Consider the following 15,352-nt stretch of genomic DNA (forward strand, 5'->3'; position numbering starts at 1 on the left):
GAGGGGGTTGCCCACATGAGTACGGAGAACGTGGACGCCGCCGGGCCGGTCCGCCGTGGACCGGCACCCGGTGAGCCGAGAACGGGGTTGCGCGCGCGGCTCTCGCACGCGTGGCAGCCGTTCCGGCGGGCCAGCCGGGTGTCGAGAGTGCTGATCTTCAGCGGCCTCGGTATCGTGGTGTTCTTCCTCTTCGCGGCCTTCCTCGGTCCGCTGCTCTACGAGTACGACGGTACCCAGTACCGCGTCGAGGTGGCGCCCGGCCAGTTCGAACCCATCAGGGCGTTGCAGCCGCCGTCCGGCGAGCACCCGCTCGGCACCACGCGCGACCAGTTCGATGTGCTCGGCAGGATCATCGACGGCGCCAGTCTCGCGTTCGCGGTGATGGCGCTCGCGGTGTCCATCGCGATGATCCTCGGCGTGACCCTCGGGTTGCTCAGCGGTTACCGGGGTGGACCGATCGACCGCGCGCTGGTGACCGCGATGGACGCGGTCTATGCGTTCCCGGCGCTGGTGCTGGCGATCATCACCGCCTTCGCGCTGTCCGCGATCATCAGCCCGGGCGTCATACCCGCGGCCGCCGCCGTGGGCGTGGTCTACATCCCGCAGTATTTCCGGGTGGTCCGTAACCACACGCTCTCGGTGAAGCAGGAACCGTTCGTCGAGGCCGCGCGCTCGATGGGTGCGAAGGAGCGCACGGTGCTCGGGCGGTACGTGTTCTTCAACGTGGTGCAGACGGTGCCGGTGATCCTGACGCTGAATGCCGCGGATTCGATCCTGGTGCTGGCCTCGCTCGGGTTCCTCGGCTACGGCGTGCCGCCACCTACGGCGGAGTGGGGATATGACATCTCGCGCGCCATCACGGATGTGCCTGCTGGTGTCTGGTGGACGGCGCTCTGGCCGGGCCTTGCCATCGTGATCCTGGTGACGGCGCTGACCCTGGTCGGTGAGGGCCTCAACGACGTGATCAACCCACTGCTGCGCAGCAGGGGCAAGACGGGGCCGAAGATCGAGCCCGCCCCGCGCGAGGACACGCCGGCCGATGGCGGCACCGCCGCCGGCGCCGCCGGCGCAGCGGATGCCGGGCAGCAATCCGGGCGACCATCGGTGGCGGTGCGCGGCTTGCGGGTTGGGTACCGGACGCCGGACGGGCCATTGTGGGCGGTCGACGACGTCAGCTTCGACATCTACCCGGGCGAAAGCCTTGGCCTGGTCGGTGAGTCCGGCTGCGGCAAGTCGTCGCTCGGCAGGGCGTTGATGCGGCTGATGCCGCCAGGTGGCGTTGTGCGAGGCCGGGTCGAGGTGGCAGGCGAGGACATGGTCGGCATCTCGGAGTCCCGGCTGCGGAACAAGCGGGGCCAGGATCTCGGGCTCGTCTTCCAGGAGCCGATGACGCGGCTGAACCCGCTGATGAAGATCAGCGACCACTTCATCGAGATGATCCGCACGCACAAGCCGAAGGTTTCGAGGGCGGAGGCCCTCGAGATCGCCCGCACGGCGCTGTCCCAGATGGGTATCCCGCCGACGCGGGTGGAGTCCTACCCGCACGAGTTCTCCGGCGGTATGCGCCAGCGCGCCATGATCGCGCTGTCCATCGCGCTCGAGCCCAAGGTCATCGTGGCCGACGAGCCGACGACGTCGCTGGATGTGATCGTCGAGTCGCAGATCCTGGACATCTTCGGCCGTTTGCGTTCCGAGGAGCAGATCGGGCTGCTGCTGGTCACCCACAACCTCGGCCTTGTCGCGGAGACGTGTGACCGGGTTGCGGTGATGTACGCCGGCAAGATCGTCGAGATCGGGCCGGTGGATCAGATCTTCAACGATCCCAAGCATCCCTACACGCGAGGGCTGCTGGCTTCCACCATCTCGCTGGAGACCACCGAGCTGCACTCCATCGAGGGCTACCCGCCCAGCCTGATCGATCCGCCGCCGGGTTGCCGCTTCGCTCCGCGGTGCCCGTACGTGATGGACCACTGCACCGACGCGGTGCCCCAGCTGGCCGAGACCAATCCGGAGCAGCGCGCTGCCTGTTACCTCTACCCCGGAGCGGGCGCACCGGTCCCGGAAGGCGTGCGCGCGCCGGAAGGCAACCCACAGGAGACGGGAGTCTGATGCGCGAGGACGAGTCCACGGCCGCTGTGTCCGACTCGGGTGGCGACCGTGGCGAGCCACTGCTGTCCGTGCGCGATCTGAAGACCCACTTCGTCAAGGGCGGCAAGCTGTTCGGGCGCGGCGGCGAGACCGTGGTCAAGGCCGTCGACGGCGTCAGCTTCGACGTGCGGGCCGGCGAGGTGTTCGGACTCGTCGGGGAGAGCGGCTCCGGCAAGAGCACGTTGGGACGGTCGATCCTCAAGCTCGTGCAACCGACCTCGGGCGAGGTGCGCTACCGCGGGCGCGACCTCATGCCGTTGCGCGAACGGGAGATGCGCCCGTTGCGCCGCGAGCTCGGTCTGATCTTCCAGGACCCGAACGCCTCGCTGAACCCGGCGATGACGATCGGGCAGGGGGTCGGGCATCCGCTGCACATCCACGAGATGGTCAGCTCGCGCGCCGAAGCGCGCAGGCGAGTGATCGACATGCTCGAGCGGGTGGGCCTGCACCCGGCGGAGAGCTTCCTCGACCGCTACCCGGAGGATCTCTCCGGCGGGCAGAAGCAGCGGCTGGTGATCGCGCGCACGCTGATCACCGAGCCGAAGTTCGTCGTGGCCGACGAGCCGGTTGCCGCGCTCGACATGAGTGTGCGGGCACGGGTGCTCGAGTTGATGCTGGAGCTGAAACGGGACCTCGACCTCACCTACGTGTTCATCACGCACGATCTGGCGACGGCCCGGTTCCTGTGTGACCGCATCGGCATCCTCTACCTCGGCGAGTTCGTCGAGCAGGGACCGTCGGACCTGCTGTTCGACGATCCGCAGCATCCGTACACTCGCTCGCTGCTCTCGGCGATCCCGCTGCCCGATACGCGCAGGCGGGACCGGGTCAAGACGCTGCCGCGCGGCGAGATCCCGGACGCCGCCAGCCCGCCGGCGGGATGCCGGTTCCATCCGCGCTGCCCGGAGGCGTTCGAGGTCTGCGGTTGGGAGGGCCACGACCTCATCGACGCGATCGAGGAGCGCTGGACCAAGGTGGACCGGGAGACGGCGGATCGGGAGTTGGGCCTGCTCGGCAAGCTCAGCGACGCCGAGGTGGCGAGGACGTTCGTGCGGTTTCGGTCGAGCGAACCCGACGAGATCGCCGAGTGGCTGCGTTCGGTCGGTCCGGAACTGCCCGCGAACGTGTTCTCGGCGGTCATCGGGGTGGAGGTGGAACAGCGCGGCGTGATGGTCCGGTTCGGGCCGGGTCCGGAGCCAGGCGTACAGCAGGTCGCAGGCCGGGACGTGGCCTGCCACCTGCACGGTGTCGTGGTGCGCCCGGACGGGGTGCACGTCGGCGATCCGGCGGAGGTCCGGGCCGGGTAGCTGCGACCCGGCGCTGCCACGAGCCGAGCAGCACGCCCGCGACCACCACGACACTCGCGCCGATCTCGACGGCGGTCGGCCGCTCGTCGAGCACGAGGAACGCCAGCGACATGCCCACCACCGGCACCAGCAGCGAGAACGGGGCGACCACACCGGCCGGGTTGCGCCGCATCAGCGTCGTCCAGATGCCCGATCCGGCGATGGTGCCGATCAGCACGATGTAGGCCAGCCCCGCCAGTGCGAGCCAGGCGCCCGGCGTACCGAGCGTCGACAGCGCCTGCCACTGCTCGCCGGGGCCCTCGAAGGCGAGCGACAGCGCGAACATCGGCAGCGGCGGGACCACGGACATCCAGAGTACGAAGTGCAGCGGGTTTTTCTGGCCCGGGTGCGGGTGTCCCGCAGGACTCAGGGCCTTTCGGGAGCAGAGGTTGCCTGCCGCCCAGCTCAACGCACCGAGCACGGTCAGCACCACCGGCAGCAGGGCGGCGTACTCGGCGCGCTGCCACGCGATGGCGCACATACCGGCCACCGCCAGGCTGATCCCGGCGAGCTGGCGGCCCGACGGCCGCTCGCGCAGGAACACCGCGCCGAGCAGCACGGTGAACGGTGCCGAGGCCTGCAGCACCAGCGACGCGAGCCCGGTCGGCATACCGGCGTCCATGCCGACGAACAGGAACGCGAACTGCAGTGTGCCGAAGCCGAGCCCGTACCCGATCAGCCAGCGCACCTTCACCTTCGGCCACGGCACGAACAACACCGCCGGGATCGCGATCACGAGGAAGCGCAGGGCGCCGGCGAACAGGGGCGGGAAGTGCGTGAGCGTTGCGTGGATGGCGAGGAAGTTGCAGCCCCACAGCACGGCGGTGAGCGTGGCGAGCAGGCGATCGCGAGGAGGCATGTGCCCCACTCTGCGCCGGGATATCGTGAAGCACCAGCGAGATTATTTTCAGCGATGTTGTAGATGTGCTTCACTGTCGCCGTGGACATCGGCAGGCTCCGGACGCTGCGCGAGTTCGCCGATCGCGGGAGTGTCACCGCGGCGGCGAAGGCGCTGCACTGCACGACTTCGGCGGTCTCGCAGCAGCTGCGGGCACTGCAGGCGGAGGTCGGTCTCCCGCTGACCGAGCCGGCCGGGCGCGGGCTGCGGCTCACCGACGCCGGGCGTGCGCTGGTGGCCAGGGCCGACGACGTGCTGGCGGCGATCGATCGCGCCGAGGCCGAGCTCGACAGTTACCGCAGTGCACCGCGCGGCCGGGTGCGGCTGGCGGTCTTCCCTTCCGCCGCGCTGATGCTGCTGCCGGGGCTGCTGCACCGCTTCGCGGCGCATGAGGGGCTGGATGTCGAGGTGCGGGATGTCGACATGACGCCACCGGAGGTGCCCGGCCTGATGGCCGACTTCGACGTCGTGGTGACGCATCGCGACGAGCACGCGCCGCCGTTCGACTCCGGCCGGCTGGAGGTGGTGCACCTGCTCCGGGAGCCACTCGACGTCGCGTTGCCACCCGGGCATCCGCTGGGTGAGCGCGAACGGGTGGAGCTGGCCGACCTGGCCGCGGAACGGTGGATCGGCGTCGACGTCGGCTTTCCGGTCGACGACGTGCTGATCTCGCTGGCCGTGCGGACCGGAGTGCGCCCGCAGGTCGTGCACCGGATCAACGACTTCCGGATCACCGAGTCGCTCGTCGCGGCCGGGCACGGGATCGCACTGCTGCCCCGGTACACAATGGACACCGTTGGCGAGCGGCGGCTGCTGCGCAGGCCGCTGGCCGGCATCCGTGCCGCGCGGCACATCGAGGCGGTGCTGCGCCTCGGCGCAGCGGCCCGCCCGGCCGTGGCGGCGGTGCTCGGCGCGCTGCGAGCCGAGGCCGCCGAGGTCGGCCGGGAAACCATGCCGTGAACTGGCAGGGTTGGCCGCCATCGTGGTGGTATGAACGAGAACCTGAAGGGCAAGGTCGCGCTGGTGGCGGGCGGCACGCGGGGTGCGAGCCGGGCGATCGCCGTCGAGCTGGGCCGGTGTGGCGCGACCGTTTACGTCACGGGCCGCACCACGGCCACCCAGCGCTCCGAAGTGGATCGTCCGGAGACGATCGAGGGCACCGCCGAGCTGATCGAGCGCGCGGGCGGCACGGCTGTCGCCGTCCGGGTCGATCACCTGGAACCGGCCGAGGTGCGCGGCCTCGCCGAGCGGATAGACGCCGAGCAGGGCAGGCTCGACGTGCTGGTTGACGGCGTATGGGGCGGTGATCAACACCTGCGGTGGGGCGAGCCGGTGTGGGAGCACTCGCTGGAGGCGAACCTGCGGATGGTGCGCCTTGGCATCGACGCGCACATCGTCACCAGCCACCACCTGCTGCCGTTGCTCGTCCGACGTCCCGGTGGGCTGGTCGTGGAGATGACGGACGGCACGGCCGAGTACAACGCGAAGTTCCGCACCGGCACGTCGCTGGCGTTCTACGTTGCGAAGGCAGCGGCACACCACCTGGCCCTGGCGCAGGCCGAGGAGCTGCGCCCGCACGGCTGCACGGCCGTCGCGCTGACCCCCGGCTGGCTGCGGTCGGAGGCCATGCTGGAGCACTTCGGCGTCACCGAGGAGAACTGGCGGGACGCGCTCGCCGGGGAGCCGCACTTCTGCGTGTCGGAGTCACCGGTGTTCGTCGGCAGGGCCGTGGCCGCGCTGGCCGCCGACCCGGAGCACGGCCGCTTCTCCGGCGAGACGCTGTCCAGCGGTCGGCTCGCACAGGTCTACGACTTCGACGACGTGGACGGCAGCAGGCCGGACGGCTGGCGCTACCTGGTCGAGGTCGCCGACGCGGGCAAGCCCGCCGACGCGACCGGCTACCGCTGACACTCGCGGCTAGCGGTGCCGGTCGGCCATCCGCCGCGCGAGGTCGGCGAACCGGGCCCGCACGGCCGCGGGCCCGACGATCTCGACCTCGGTGCCCAGGCCGAGCAATTGCCCCGCGGCGACCTTCTCGTCTTCCAGGTCGAGGTGCACGTCGGTCCAGCCATCGGCACCGGGTGGCCCGGCCCGGTCGAGCGCCGCGACCGCGGTGTCGCCGACGACGGCGGGCAGCGCGCGCAGCCCCGCCGGGCTCAGCCGGACGTGTACGGGCTCGCGGAGCAGGGACCGCTCGAACCTGGCCGACGAGCGCTGCCACCAGCTCGCCAGGTCGAAGTCGGTGGGCCGGTCGAACCGCTCGCCGAGCTCTGCCACGGAGGCGATGCGGGACACGCGGTAGGTGCGCACCGTGTCCTCGGCGTCACCGGCGCGGGCGACCAGGTACCAGACACCGGCCTTGAGCACGAGGCCGAGCGGGTCGAGCACGCGCTCCACGGGGCCGCTCGCCCGCTCGTAACCCACCCGCAGCCGCCGCTGCTCCCACACCGCACCTGCGACGGCGGCGAGGTGCGCGGTCTCGTCCTCGCGCCGGAACCAGCCGGGCGCGTCGAGGTGGAACCGCTGTGCGAGGTGCTGTGCCTGCTCCCGCAGCGGCCCGGGCAGTGTCGCGGAGACCTTGGCGTGGGCGGCCGACACCGCGGTGCCAAGGCCGAGCTCGGCCAGCGCCCTCGGCACCCCCATCGCGAAGATCGCCACGGCCTCCCGGGAGGTCAGCCCGTCCAGCCGGGTGCGCCAGCCTTCGACGAGGCGCACGCCCCCGTGGCGGCCGGGCTCCGTCCACAGCGGAACACCCGCGGCCTGCAGGGCCGCGATGTCGCGGTGCATGGTCCGCTCCGACACGCCGAGTGCCGCCGCCAGCTCGGCGGCGGTCGCGCTACGCCGGCTCTGCAGGGTGAAGAGCAGCGCCACCAGCCGTTCCGCTCGCATGCCGTAGATCTTGCCCTGTGCGGTTGCGGACCAGCGCGGCGACCACGAGGGCGAGCAGCGCGGCGACGCCCAGCGAAACCAGCAGGCTGATACCGGGCTCGCGCACGAACTGCCCGCCGAGGTAGCCCAGCGCCGCCGCGTAGGTCGACCACAGCAGCACGCCGACCGATGACGCCACCAGGAACCCGATCTGCGGGCGGCGCAGGGAGCCCGCGAGCAGGGCGCCCGCCGTGCCGCCCGAGGGCAGCCAGCGCGCGATCACGAGAACGGACACCGGCCGCCGTTCGAGATGGCGGAGGAGCCACCGGACCCCGGCGTCCACGCTGGACCGCCTGCGCACACGGTCCAGTGCGGACGCCCCGCCGTGCCGGCCGAGCGTGTAGAGGACGTGGTCGGAGATCAGGCAGCCGGCGGCCGCGACCAGGATCACCGGCAGCAGGGAGTCACCCCGCGCCGCGGCCGCGACACCGAGGCCGATCAGCGCCACCTCGGTGGGCAGCAGCGGCACCACGGCGATGCCGAACAGGGCGAGCAGCGAAACCGTCGAGACGTCCACGTACGACGCAACGTCCGGCGAACTGAGAACCCCTCAGCGTGCGCGCCCGGCTCGTGAGTGCGCACACGAGTTAGAACTCGGGTACGCACTCACGAGCCACGTGCTCAGCGGTGGGCGCGGTTCACGGCCGAGATGACCGCACGCAGCGAAGCGGTGACGATCGAAGGGTCGATGCCGACGCCCCAGTACACCTTGTCGCCGATGGCGCACNCCACGTGCTCAGCGGTGGGCGCGGTTCACGGCCGAGATGACCGCACGCAGCGAAGCGGTGACGATCGAAGGGTCGATGCCGACGCCCCAGTACACCTTGTCGCCGATGGCGCACTCGATGTACGAGGCGGCCTTGGCGTCGTCGCCCGGCGTGAGCGTGTGCTCGCTGTAGTCCATCAGCCGCAGGTCGAAGCCCACCGTGCTGAGCGCGTCGAAGAACGAGGCGATCGGGCCGTTGCCCCGCCCGGTGATCTCCTGCTCCTCGCCTTCCAGCCGCACGGTCGCCGAGATCTCGTACTCGCCGCCGCCGTTGTCGGTGACGTGCTGGCGGAGGAGCTCCAGCGGCGTCCGCGGTTCGAGGTACTCGGCGGAGAACGCCTGCCACATCGTGTCCGGGTCGACCTCGCCGCCCGCGGAGTCGGTGTGCCGCTGGATGGTCTGCGAGAACTCGATCTGCAGCCGCCGCGGCAGGTCGAGCTGGTGCTCGCTCTTCATGATGTAGGCGATGCCGCCCTTGCCGGACTGCGAGTTGACCCGGATCACGGCCTCGTACGTACGGCCGACGTCCTTCGGGTCGATCGGCAGGTACGGGACCTCCCACGGGTACTCGTCGAAGGGCACGTTCGCCTTCTCGGCCAGCACCCGCAGCGCGTCGAAGCCCTTGTTGATCGCGTCCTGGTGGCTGCCGGAGAACGCGGTGAACACCAGGTCACCGCCCCACGGGCTGCGTTCGTGCACCGGCAGCTGGTTGCAGTACTCGACCGTACGCTTGATCTCGTCCATGTCGGAGAAGTCGATCTGCGGGTCGATGCCCTGGCTGAACAGGTTCATCCCCAGCGCGACCAGGTCGACGTTGCCGGTGCGCTCCCCGTTGCCGAACAGGCAGCCCTCGATCCGGTCGGCGCCGGCCTGGTAGCCGAGCTCGGCGGCGGCGACGCCGGTGCCGCGGTCGTTGTGCGGGTGCAGCGACAGGATCACCGAGTCGCGGCGGGAGAGGTTGCGGTGCATCCACTCGATGGAGTCCGCGTAGATGTTCGGTGTCGCCATCTCCACTGTCGCCGGCAGGTTGAGGATCACCGGCCGCTCCGGGGTCGGCTGCCAGATGCCGGTGACGGCGTCGCATACCTCGGCTGCGTAGGACAGCTCGGTGCCGGTGTAGGACTCCGGCGAGTACTGGAACCGGAAGTCGGTGTCGGAGTACTTCTCCGCGTACTCGAGCAGCAGCTCGGCGGCCTGCATGGCGATCTTCTTGATGCCTTCGCGCTCCTCGCGGAAGACCACCCGGCGCTGCAGGATCGACGTCGAGTTGTAGACGTGCACGATGGCCTGCGGGGCGCCCTCGAGCGAGGCGAACGTGCGCTCGATCAGCTCGGGACGGCACTGGGTCAGCACCTGGATGCGCACGTCGTCCGGGATCGCGTCCTCTTCGATGATCTCGCGGACGAAGTCGAAGTCGGTCTGGCTCGCCGCCGGGAAGCCGACCTCGATCTCCTTGTAGCCCATACGCACCAGCAGTTCGAAGAACTTGCGCTTACGGGCGGGCGACATGGGGTCGATCAGCGCCTGGTTGCCGTCCCGCAGGTCGACGGCGCACCACAGGGGTGCCCGCTCGATCCGCTTGTCCGGCCAGGTCCGGTCGGGCAGGTTGATGTCCTCGACCAGCTGGTACCAGGGCCGGTAACGGTGCACCGGCATCGACGAGCCGCGCTGCGGGTTCCACACGGGCTGCCCCTCGGGGGCGGGCCGGGACGGCGTATTGACGCGGATGGACGGGCTTACCTCTGACTCGGACGTGCTCATGATTCCTTCGGCTCCTGCTCGCTGGTCGGGTGGCGGACGACCGGCGGCACCATGAAGCCCCGCGACGGGGAGCCGGTCTGATCAGGCCCCGTCGCGGCAGCGAAGCAGAAGCGCACGTGCCACGCCGCCAGCTTAACCACGGCCGCCGAGGAATGAAAAGCTGGGGCCGTGGCCGAACCGTTATATGGCCGGGCGCGGTGGAGTTACTGACGCGTAGCGTTTGCGTTGCGCACGTGCCAGACTTCGGGACATGGGTGAGCACGCCGAGAGGAACGACAAGGACGAGCGCGCCACGCAGGCGATACCGCCCGTCCACTCCTCCCCGACCGCTGCGGATTCCGGAAACGCTACGGACTCCACGTACAGGGAGCCGCGGCCCAGACGCAGGACGGACTGGGGCAAGGTCAAAGACCAGGTGGTCGGGCTGCTCGCCGGGATCGTCCGGTGGGTCGGCCTGATCTTCGCTCTGATCCTGGTCATGCACGTGATCTTCGTGATCGGCGAGGCCAATCCCGACAACGGCATCGTGTCGTTCGTGGAGAACTGGTCGGACGCGCTTTCGCTCGGCTTCCAGGACCTCTTCACGCCCGAGGACCCGAAGCTGAAGGTGCTGATCAACTTCGGCATCGCCGCGCTGTTCTGGATGGTCGTCTCGTCGATCCTGGCCCGCATCATCCGGCGGGTGGGTGGGACCTCCCTGTAGCGAACAGCGGCTCGCCCCAGTCGCCGGTGAACGCGAACTCCTCCAGGGGCAAGCGTTTGCGTCCAGCGGTTTCGCGGGCGATGCCGCGCTCGTCGCCCAGCACCTCCGGCGCGCCGAGCACGCCGACCGCGATCGCGATCGCCGGCCGGACCCCGGCGGGCACGGTGAACTCGCGGCGCACCGCGTCCGGGTCGAACCCGGCCATCTGATGGGCGACGAGCCCCTCGGCCACGGCCTGCAGTACGAGGTTCTGCCCGGCCAGGCCGAGGCCGTACTCGGCGTAGGGAATCTCGCCCTTCTCGTTCTCGGTGACCGCCAGCCCGATCAGCAGGGCACCGGCCCGGTGCGCCCATGACTGGTTGCGCTCGGTCAGCGTGCCGAGGATGCGGCGGAACGTGTCGTCGCCCCTGAGGCCGGCCAGGTACCGGGCGGGCTGGGTGTTGCCGAACGAGGGCGCCCAGCGCGCCGCCTCGAGCACTGCCCGCAACTGCTCGGGGCTGACCTCGACGGTGTCGTCGAGCGCGCGAGGGCTCCACCGGCGCGCGATCAGGTCGTGAATGGGGACGCTGGTGTCGGCTTCTTTGTCGCTCATCGGACGGCGAGTATACGTGCCGACCAGCGAAGATGATCTTCGGTGGAAAGTGGCCGGGGCCACAACGCAGGGTGTTCGGAAAACAGGCCCCCGGTACCCTGTTGGCGAAAGAAGGGAGCGGGGCCCTTCCGACAACGCTGGGAGATCGCCCTGCCCCGGATGAGGAGGTTCGGGCAAAGTGGCGCTCGTAGTCCAGAAGTACGGTGGTTCGTCGCTGGAGAGCGCTGACCGGATCAAGCGCGTGGCCGAGCGGATCGTGGCCACGAAGAAGGCGGGTAACAACGTCGTCGTGGTGTGCTCCGCGATGGGCGACACCACCGACGAGTTGCTCGATCTTGCGGAGCAGGTGAACCCGGTCCCACCGGAACGTGAGATGGACATGCTGCTCACCGCGGGCGAGCGGATCTCCAACGCGCTTGTTGCGATGGCGATCTCGGCGCAAGGCGCCGAGGCGTGGTCGTTCACCGGTTCGCAGGCGGGTGTGGTGACCACGTCCGTCCACGGCAACGCGCGCATCATCGACGTCTCGCCGAGCCGGGTGACCGAGGCGCTCGAAGAGGGCTACATCGCGCTCGTCGCCGGGTTCCAGGGCGTCGCGCAGGACACCAAGGACATCACCACGCTCGGCCGCGGTGGTTCGGACACCACCGCCGTCGCGCTCGCCGCGGCGCTGAACGCGGACGTCTGCGAGATCTATTCCGATGTGGACGGCGTGTACACGGCGGACCCGAGGATCGTGCCCAACGCGCGCAAGCTCGACACGATCCCGTACGAGGAGATGCTCGAGCTCGCGGCGAGTGGCTCCAAGATCCTGCACCTGCGCTCCGTCGAGTACGCCCGCCGTTATGGCGTGCCGATCCGAGTCCGTTCGTCCTACAGTGACAAGCCGGGCACGACCGTGGCCGGTTCGATTGAGGAGATCCCCGTGGAACAAGCGTTGATCACCGGTGTGGCGCACGACCGGTCCGAGGCCAAGATCACGGTCACCGGGGTGCCCGACCATGCGGGTGCGGCGGCACGTATCTTCCGCACGGTCGCGGACGCGGAGATCGACATCGACATGGTGCTGCAGAACATCTCCAACACCGCGGGGCGCACGGACATCACGTTCACGCTGTCCAAGGCGAACGGGCCGAAGGCGGTCGGCGAGCTGGAGAAGATCAAGGACGAGCTCGGCTTCACGGCGGTCCTCTACGACGACCACGTCGGCAAGGTCTCGCTCGTCGGGGCGGGGATGCGCTCGCATCCGGGCGTCACCGCGGGCTTCTGCGAGGCGCTCGCGAAGGCAGGCGTGAACATCGAGATCATCAACACCTCGGAGATCCGGATCTCGGTGTTGATCCGGGACGCGCAGGTCGACGACGCTGTGCGGGCCATCCATGACGCATTCGAACTCGGCGGCGATGAAGAGGCCGTCGTCTACGCAGGGAGTGGACGCTAGATGGGTACACAGTCACCCACACTTGCCCTGGTCGGTGCGACCGGCGCCGTCGGCACCGTGATGATCGACATCATCAACGGCCGGGAGAGCGTGCCGTGGGGCGAGATCCGGTTGATCGCCTCGGCCCGTTCGGCAGGCAAGAGGATCACGGTGCGCGGCCAGGAGCTGACCGTCGTCGAGCTCACCCCTGAGGCGTTCGACGGGATTGACGTCGCCATGTTCGACGTACCGGACGAGATCTCCGCCGAGTGGGCGCCGGTCGCCGCCGCGCGCGGCGCGGTCGCGGTGGACAACTCCGGCGCGTTCCGGATGGACGACGACGTGCCGCTCGTGGTCCCCGAGGTCAACGCGGCGAGCCTGGCGAACCGCCCCAAGGGCATCATCGCCAACCCGAACTGCACCACGCTCTCGATGATGACCGCCCTTGGCGCCCTGCACCGCGAGTTCCAGCTCACCGAGCTCGTCGTGGCCTCCTACCAGGCGGCCTCAGGCGCGGGCCAGGAGGGCATCGACCGGCTCTACGCCGAGCTGGAGGCCGTGGCAGGCAAGGGGCTCGGTGGGCAGGCGGGCGACGTGCGCAAGGCTCTCGAAGCCGACGGTCTGTCCCTTTCGGACACTCCGTTCGCCGGGACCCCGTTGGCGCTCAACGTGGTCCCGTCGGCCGGCTCGTACAAGGGCGACGGCTGGTTCTCCGAGGAGCTCAAGGTGCGCAACGAGTCGCGCAAGATCCTCGGCGTTCCCGAGCTGAAGGTGTCGGCCACGTGCGTGCGGGTGCCGGTGGTCACCACCCACTCGCTCGCGGTGCATGCGACGTTCGCGCGGGAGGTGACGGTCGAGGCGGCGCACAAGGTGTTCGAGGCGCAGTCCTCGATCGTGCTCGCCGACGATCCGGAGAACGGCGTCTTCCCTTCGCCGGCCGAGGTGGTCGGCGGCGACCCGACGTACGTGGGCCGGGTCCGCCAGGCGCTGGACTTCCCGAACACGCTGGACTTCTTCGTCTGCGGGGACAACCTGCGCAAGGGTGCCGCGCTGAACACCTACGAGGTCGCCGAGCGGCTCGCTCCCGAGTTCACCTGACGACCGGCGCCCTTGGCGTTCACGGTACGTTGCGGTCATGTTGAAGAGAAGCGCACCGGCCGTGCTCGGCGTTCTGCTGCTCGCCGGCTGCAGCGAGGTCAACTCGGCCGTCGATCAGGCGAACGACGCCGCGGACAAGGCGTCGGTCTGCACGAAGGCGCTCGGATTGGCGGACCTCAACCCGAACGTCGATCCGCAGAAGCTGCAGGCCGGCGCCGAGGAGAAGGCGAACAAGCTTCGGGAGCTGGGCCAGCAGGCTGTCGACCAGGATGTCAAGCAGACGCTGCTCAGCATGGCGGACTCCTACGCCGAGCTCGAGCAGAAGCAGGCCGACCAGCTGGGCAACATCAACGAGTGGATCCAGCGCAACACCCAGCAGCTCGACCAGCTACGCCAGGCCTGCACCTAGTTGCCCCAGCCTCTCGCCGCCCTCGTGAGTGCGTAGCAGTGTTCTAACTCGTGTGCGCACTCACGACCCCCTCGGGAGTGGCAGCCGGGCTCGCTGGTTTGCGGCGCAGCAGGAGTGCTGCGCCGGCGAACACCAGGCCGCCGAGCCCGGCCGCGGCGAATCCCCAGCCGGGCGCCGAGTGGTCCATCACGAAGCCGACCACCGGTCCGCCGAGCGCGAGGCCGACCCTGGTCGCCGAGTCCTGCAGGCCCATCGCCTCGCCGCGCACGCCGGGCGGTGCCAGCCTGCTCACCGACTCGGTGGTGGCGGCGAGCGTCGGCGCGCACGCCAGGTTCATCGGGACGAGCGCCAGCGCGAGCAGCCACCACGGCCGGTCGAGCAGGCCCACCGGGACCACCAGGGCCGCCAGCAGCACCATGAGCGTGAGCTGTGACAGCGAGCGCCGCACGGCGCCGTGCACGAGACCGCCCGCCAGCGACGCCACGCACATGGCGGCCACCACGGCACCCGTCCACTCGACCTGGCCGGCGTCCCGCAGCGCGGCCAGCACGGCGATCTCGGTGCCCATCAGCACGAACAGCGCGCCGGTGGCGACGAGCAGGGTCGCCGCGAGCGGCGCGGTGAGCCAGGCCCGGATCGGCGGGCGCATGCCGCGTGGCGTGCTCGCCTCGGCCGTGGTCCGGACGGGCGGGTTCACCAGGTAGAGGGCCGTCGCGAGTCCTCCGAAGGCAATGCCGATTCCGGTCAGCGCCACGGTGGAGGAGAGCTGCGTGCTGACCAGGATTCCCACCGCGGGGCCGATCATGAACGACGTCTCCAGCGAGATGATGTCCATGGAGTACGCCGTGCGCCGCTGCGGCGGAGGGACGAGCGCGGTCAGCACCTGGCGGGCGATCGACCCGGCGGGTACCGCGAGCATCCCGGCCGGCAGCGCGACGAGCACCAGCACCTCGTAGGGCAGGTGCGGGGTGCTCAGCCAGTAGGTGGCCGAGGCGAGGCCGCACGCGGCGACCGCAGGGCGCAGGCCGTGCCGGTCGATGATCCGGCCGATCAGTGGCGCCCCGGCGGCGCTGCCGAGCGTGGTCGCCGTCCCGACGAGTCCGGCCGCGCCGTAACCGCGACCCAGCTCGCTCACCACGTGCAGCGTGAGCGTGATGCCCATCGCCGTCATCGGCAGCCGGGCGAAGAACATCAGCACCATCGAGGCCGGGACGCCGGGGAGGCGCAGCACGCGGAGATAGGGCTGAAGGGACACGGTACCGAGGTAACCGCGAGCTGGTACG

At 70.0% G+C, this 15,352-nt stretch carries 14 protein-coding genes and 1 pseudogene; 8 read left to right on the plus strand and 7 right to left on the minus strand.

Annotated elements, in window-relative coordinates:
• The first annotated feature begins 15 nt into the window (after positions 1 to 15).
• Positions 16 to 2,109, plus strand: a complete 2,094-nt coding sequence (locus tag JAP66_RS02935) for a dipeptide/oligopeptide/nickel ABC transporter permease/ATP-binding protein (RefSeq protein ID WP_199429938.1) — start codon at positions 16 to 18, stop codon at positions 2,107 to 2,109.
• A pseudogene (locus JAP66_RS02940) lies at positions 2,109 to 3,098 on the plus strand (ABC transporter ATP-binding protein); the annotation flags it as partial. The gene JAP66_RS02935 and the pseudogene JAP66_RS02940, both read left to right, overlap by 1 nt.
• A gap of 187 nt (positions 3,099 to 3,285) precedes the next feature.
• On the opposite strand, the gene JAP66_RS31940 reads toward JAP66_RS02940, so the two are convergent.
• Positions 3,286 to 4,353 (minus strand): EamA family transporter, encoded by a 1,068-nt coding sequence (locus tag JAP66_RS31940; RefSeq protein ID WP_235998665.1) that lies wholly within the window; start codon positions 4,351 to 4,353, stop codon positions 3,286 to 3,288.
• Between the two features lie 81 nt (positions 4,354 to 4,434).
• Between JAP66_RS31940 and JAP66_RS02945 the strand changes: the two genes are divergently transcribed.
• Positions 4,435 to 5,352, plus strand: a complete 918-nt coding sequence (locus JAP66_RS02945) for a LysR family transcriptional regulator (protein WP_199430052.1) — start codon at positions 4,435 to 4,437, stop codon at positions 5,350 to 5,352.
• A 30-nt stretch (positions 5,353 to 5,382) separates the two neighbouring features.
• Positions 5,383 to 6,300 (plus strand): SDR family oxidoreductase, encoded by a 918-nt coding sequence (locus tag JAP66_RS02950; RefSeq protein ID WP_199429940.1) that lies wholly within the window; start codon positions 5,383 to 5,385, stop codon positions 6,298 to 6,300.
• A gap of 9 nt (positions 6,301 to 6,309) precedes the next feature.
• Here JAP66_RS02950 and JAP66_RS02955 read toward each other — a convergent pair whose 3' ends face one another.
• The 4 genes from JAP66_RS02955 to leuA all read right to left on the minus strand — a co-directional run bounded on the left by JAP66_RS02955 (position 6,310) and on the right by leuA (position 9,847).
• On the minus strand, positions 6,310 to 7,281 hold the full coding sequence (locus JAP66_RS02955; protein WP_199429941.1) for a helix-turn-helix transcriptional regulator: 972 nt from the start codon (positions 7,279 to 7,281) through the stop codon (positions 6,310 to 6,312).
• Entirely contained in the window at positions 7,229 to 7,837 is a 609-nt protein-coding gene (locus JAP66_RS02960) for a DedA family protein (RefSeq protein WP_199429942.1), read from the minus strand. The genes JAP66_RS02955 and JAP66_RS02960 overlap by 53 nt, the downstream gene beginning before the upstream one ends.
• A gap of 104 nt (positions 7,838 to 7,941) precedes the next feature.
• Entirely contained in the window at positions 7,942 to 8,052 is a 111-nt protein-coding gene (locus JAP66_RS32660; RefSeq protein ID WP_199429943.1) for an alpha-isopropylmalate synthase regulatory domain-containing protein, read from the minus strand.
• Between the two features lie 4 nt (positions 8,053 to 8,056).
• The gene (leuA, locus tag JAP66_RS02970) at positions 8,057 to 9,847 is read right to left on the minus strand and encodes a 2-isopropylmalate synthase (protein ID WP_199429944.1); all 1,791 of its coding nucleotides are present in this window, start codon (positions 9,845 to 9,847) and stop codon (positions 8,057 to 8,059) included.
• 250 nt (positions 9,848 to 10,097) lie between these two features.
• On the opposite strand from leuA, the gene JAP66_RS02975 reads away from it, so the two are divergent.
• Positions 10,098 to 10,550: a hypothetical protein gene (locus JAP66_RS02975; RefSeq protein ID WP_199429945.1), complete on the plus strand. Its 453-nt coding sequence runs from the start codon at positions 10,098 to 10,100 to the stop codon at positions 10,548 to 10,550.
• Here JAP66_RS02975 and JAP66_RS02980 read toward each other — a convergent pair.
• A complete protein-coding gene (locus JAP66_RS02980) occupies positions 10,519 to 11,142 on the minus strand; it encodes a nitroreductase family protein (RefSeq protein ID WP_199429946.1) in 624 nt (207 codons plus the stop codon). The two genes, JAP66_RS02975 and JAP66_RS02980, sit on opposite strands and share 32 nt — an antisense overlap.
• A gap of 178 nt (positions 11,143 to 11,320) precedes the next feature.
• Here JAP66_RS02980 and JAP66_RS02985 point away from each other — a divergent pair, with 178 nt between their 5' ends.
• Genes JAP66_RS02985 through JAP66_RS02995 form a run of 3 tightly spaced genes read left to right on the plus strand, consistent with a single transcriptional unit; the run spans position 11,321 to position 14,069 of the window.
• On the plus strand, positions 11,321 to 12,583 hold the full coding sequence (locus JAP66_RS02985) for an aspartate kinase (protein WP_199429947.1): 1,263 nt from the start codon (positions 11,321 to 11,323) through the stop codon (positions 12,581 to 12,583).
• On the plus strand, positions 12,584 to 13,660 hold the full coding sequence (locus JAP66_RS02990; protein WP_199429948.1) for an aspartate-semialdehyde dehydrogenase: 1,077 nt from the start codon (positions 12,584 to 12,586) through the stop codon (positions 13,658 to 13,660).
• A 37-nt stretch (positions 13,661 to 13,697) separates the two neighbouring features.
• Entirely contained in the window at positions 13,698 to 14,069 is a 372-nt protein-coding gene (locus JAP66_RS02995; RefSeq protein WP_199429949.1) for a DUF8711 family protein, read from the plus strand.
• A gap of 43 nt (positions 14,070 to 14,112) precedes the next feature.
• Here the strand turns inward: JAP66_RS02995 and JAP66_RS03000 are convergent, their stop codons facing one another.
• A complete protein-coding gene (locus JAP66_RS03000; RefSeq protein WP_199429950.1) occupies positions 14,113 to 15,324 on the minus strand; it encodes an MFS transporter in 1,212 nt (403 codons plus the stop codon).
• Between the last annotated feature and the right edge of the window lie 28 nt (positions 15,325 to 15,352).

Source organism: Qaidamihabitans albus (assembly GCF_016464705.1).
Classification (GTDB): domain Bacteria; phylum Actinomycetota; class Actinomycetes; order Mycobacteriales; family Pseudonocardiaceae; genus Qaidamihabitans; species Qaidamihabitans albus.

Excerpts from the sequence above, each read along its gene's own strand:
- JAP66_RS02935 (WP_199429938.1), top strand. The coding sequence starts at position 16 with ATGAGTACGGAGAACGTGGACGCCGCCGGGCCGGTCCGCCGTGGACCG.
- JAP66_RS31940 (WP_235998665.1), bottom strand. The coding sequence starts at position 4,353 with ATGCCTCCTCGCGATCGCCTGCTCGCCACGCTCACCGCCGTGCTGTGG.
- JAP66_RS02950 (WP_199429940.1), top strand. The coding sequence starts at position 5,383 with ATGAACGAGAACCTGAAGGGCAAGGTCGCGCTGGTGGCGGGCGGCACG.
- JAP66_RS02955 (WP_199429941.1), bottom strand. The coding sequence starts at position 7,281 with ATGCGAGCGGAACGGCTGGTGGCGCTGCTCTTCACCCTGCAGAGCCGG.
- leuA (WP_199429944.1), bottom strand. The coding sequence starts at position 9,847 with ATGAGCACGTCCGAGTCAGAGGTAAGCCCGTCCATCCGCGTCAATACG.
- JAP66_RS02975 (WP_199429945.1), top strand. The coding sequence starts at position 10,098 with ATGGGTGAGCACGCCGAGAGGAACGACAAGGACGAGCGCGCCACGCAG.
- JAP66_RS02980 (WP_199429946.1), bottom strand. The coding sequence starts at position 11,142 with ATGAGCGACAAAGAAGCCGACACCAGCGTCCCCATTCACGACCTGATC.
- JAP66_RS02990 (WP_199429948.1), top strand. The coding sequence starts at position 12,584 with ATGGGTACACAGTCACCCACACTTGCCCTGGTCGGTGCGACCGGCGCC.
- JAP66_RS02995 (WP_199429949.1), top strand. The coding sequence starts at position 13,698 with ATGTTGAAGAGAAGCGCACCGGCCGTGCTCGGCGTTCTGCTGCTCGCC.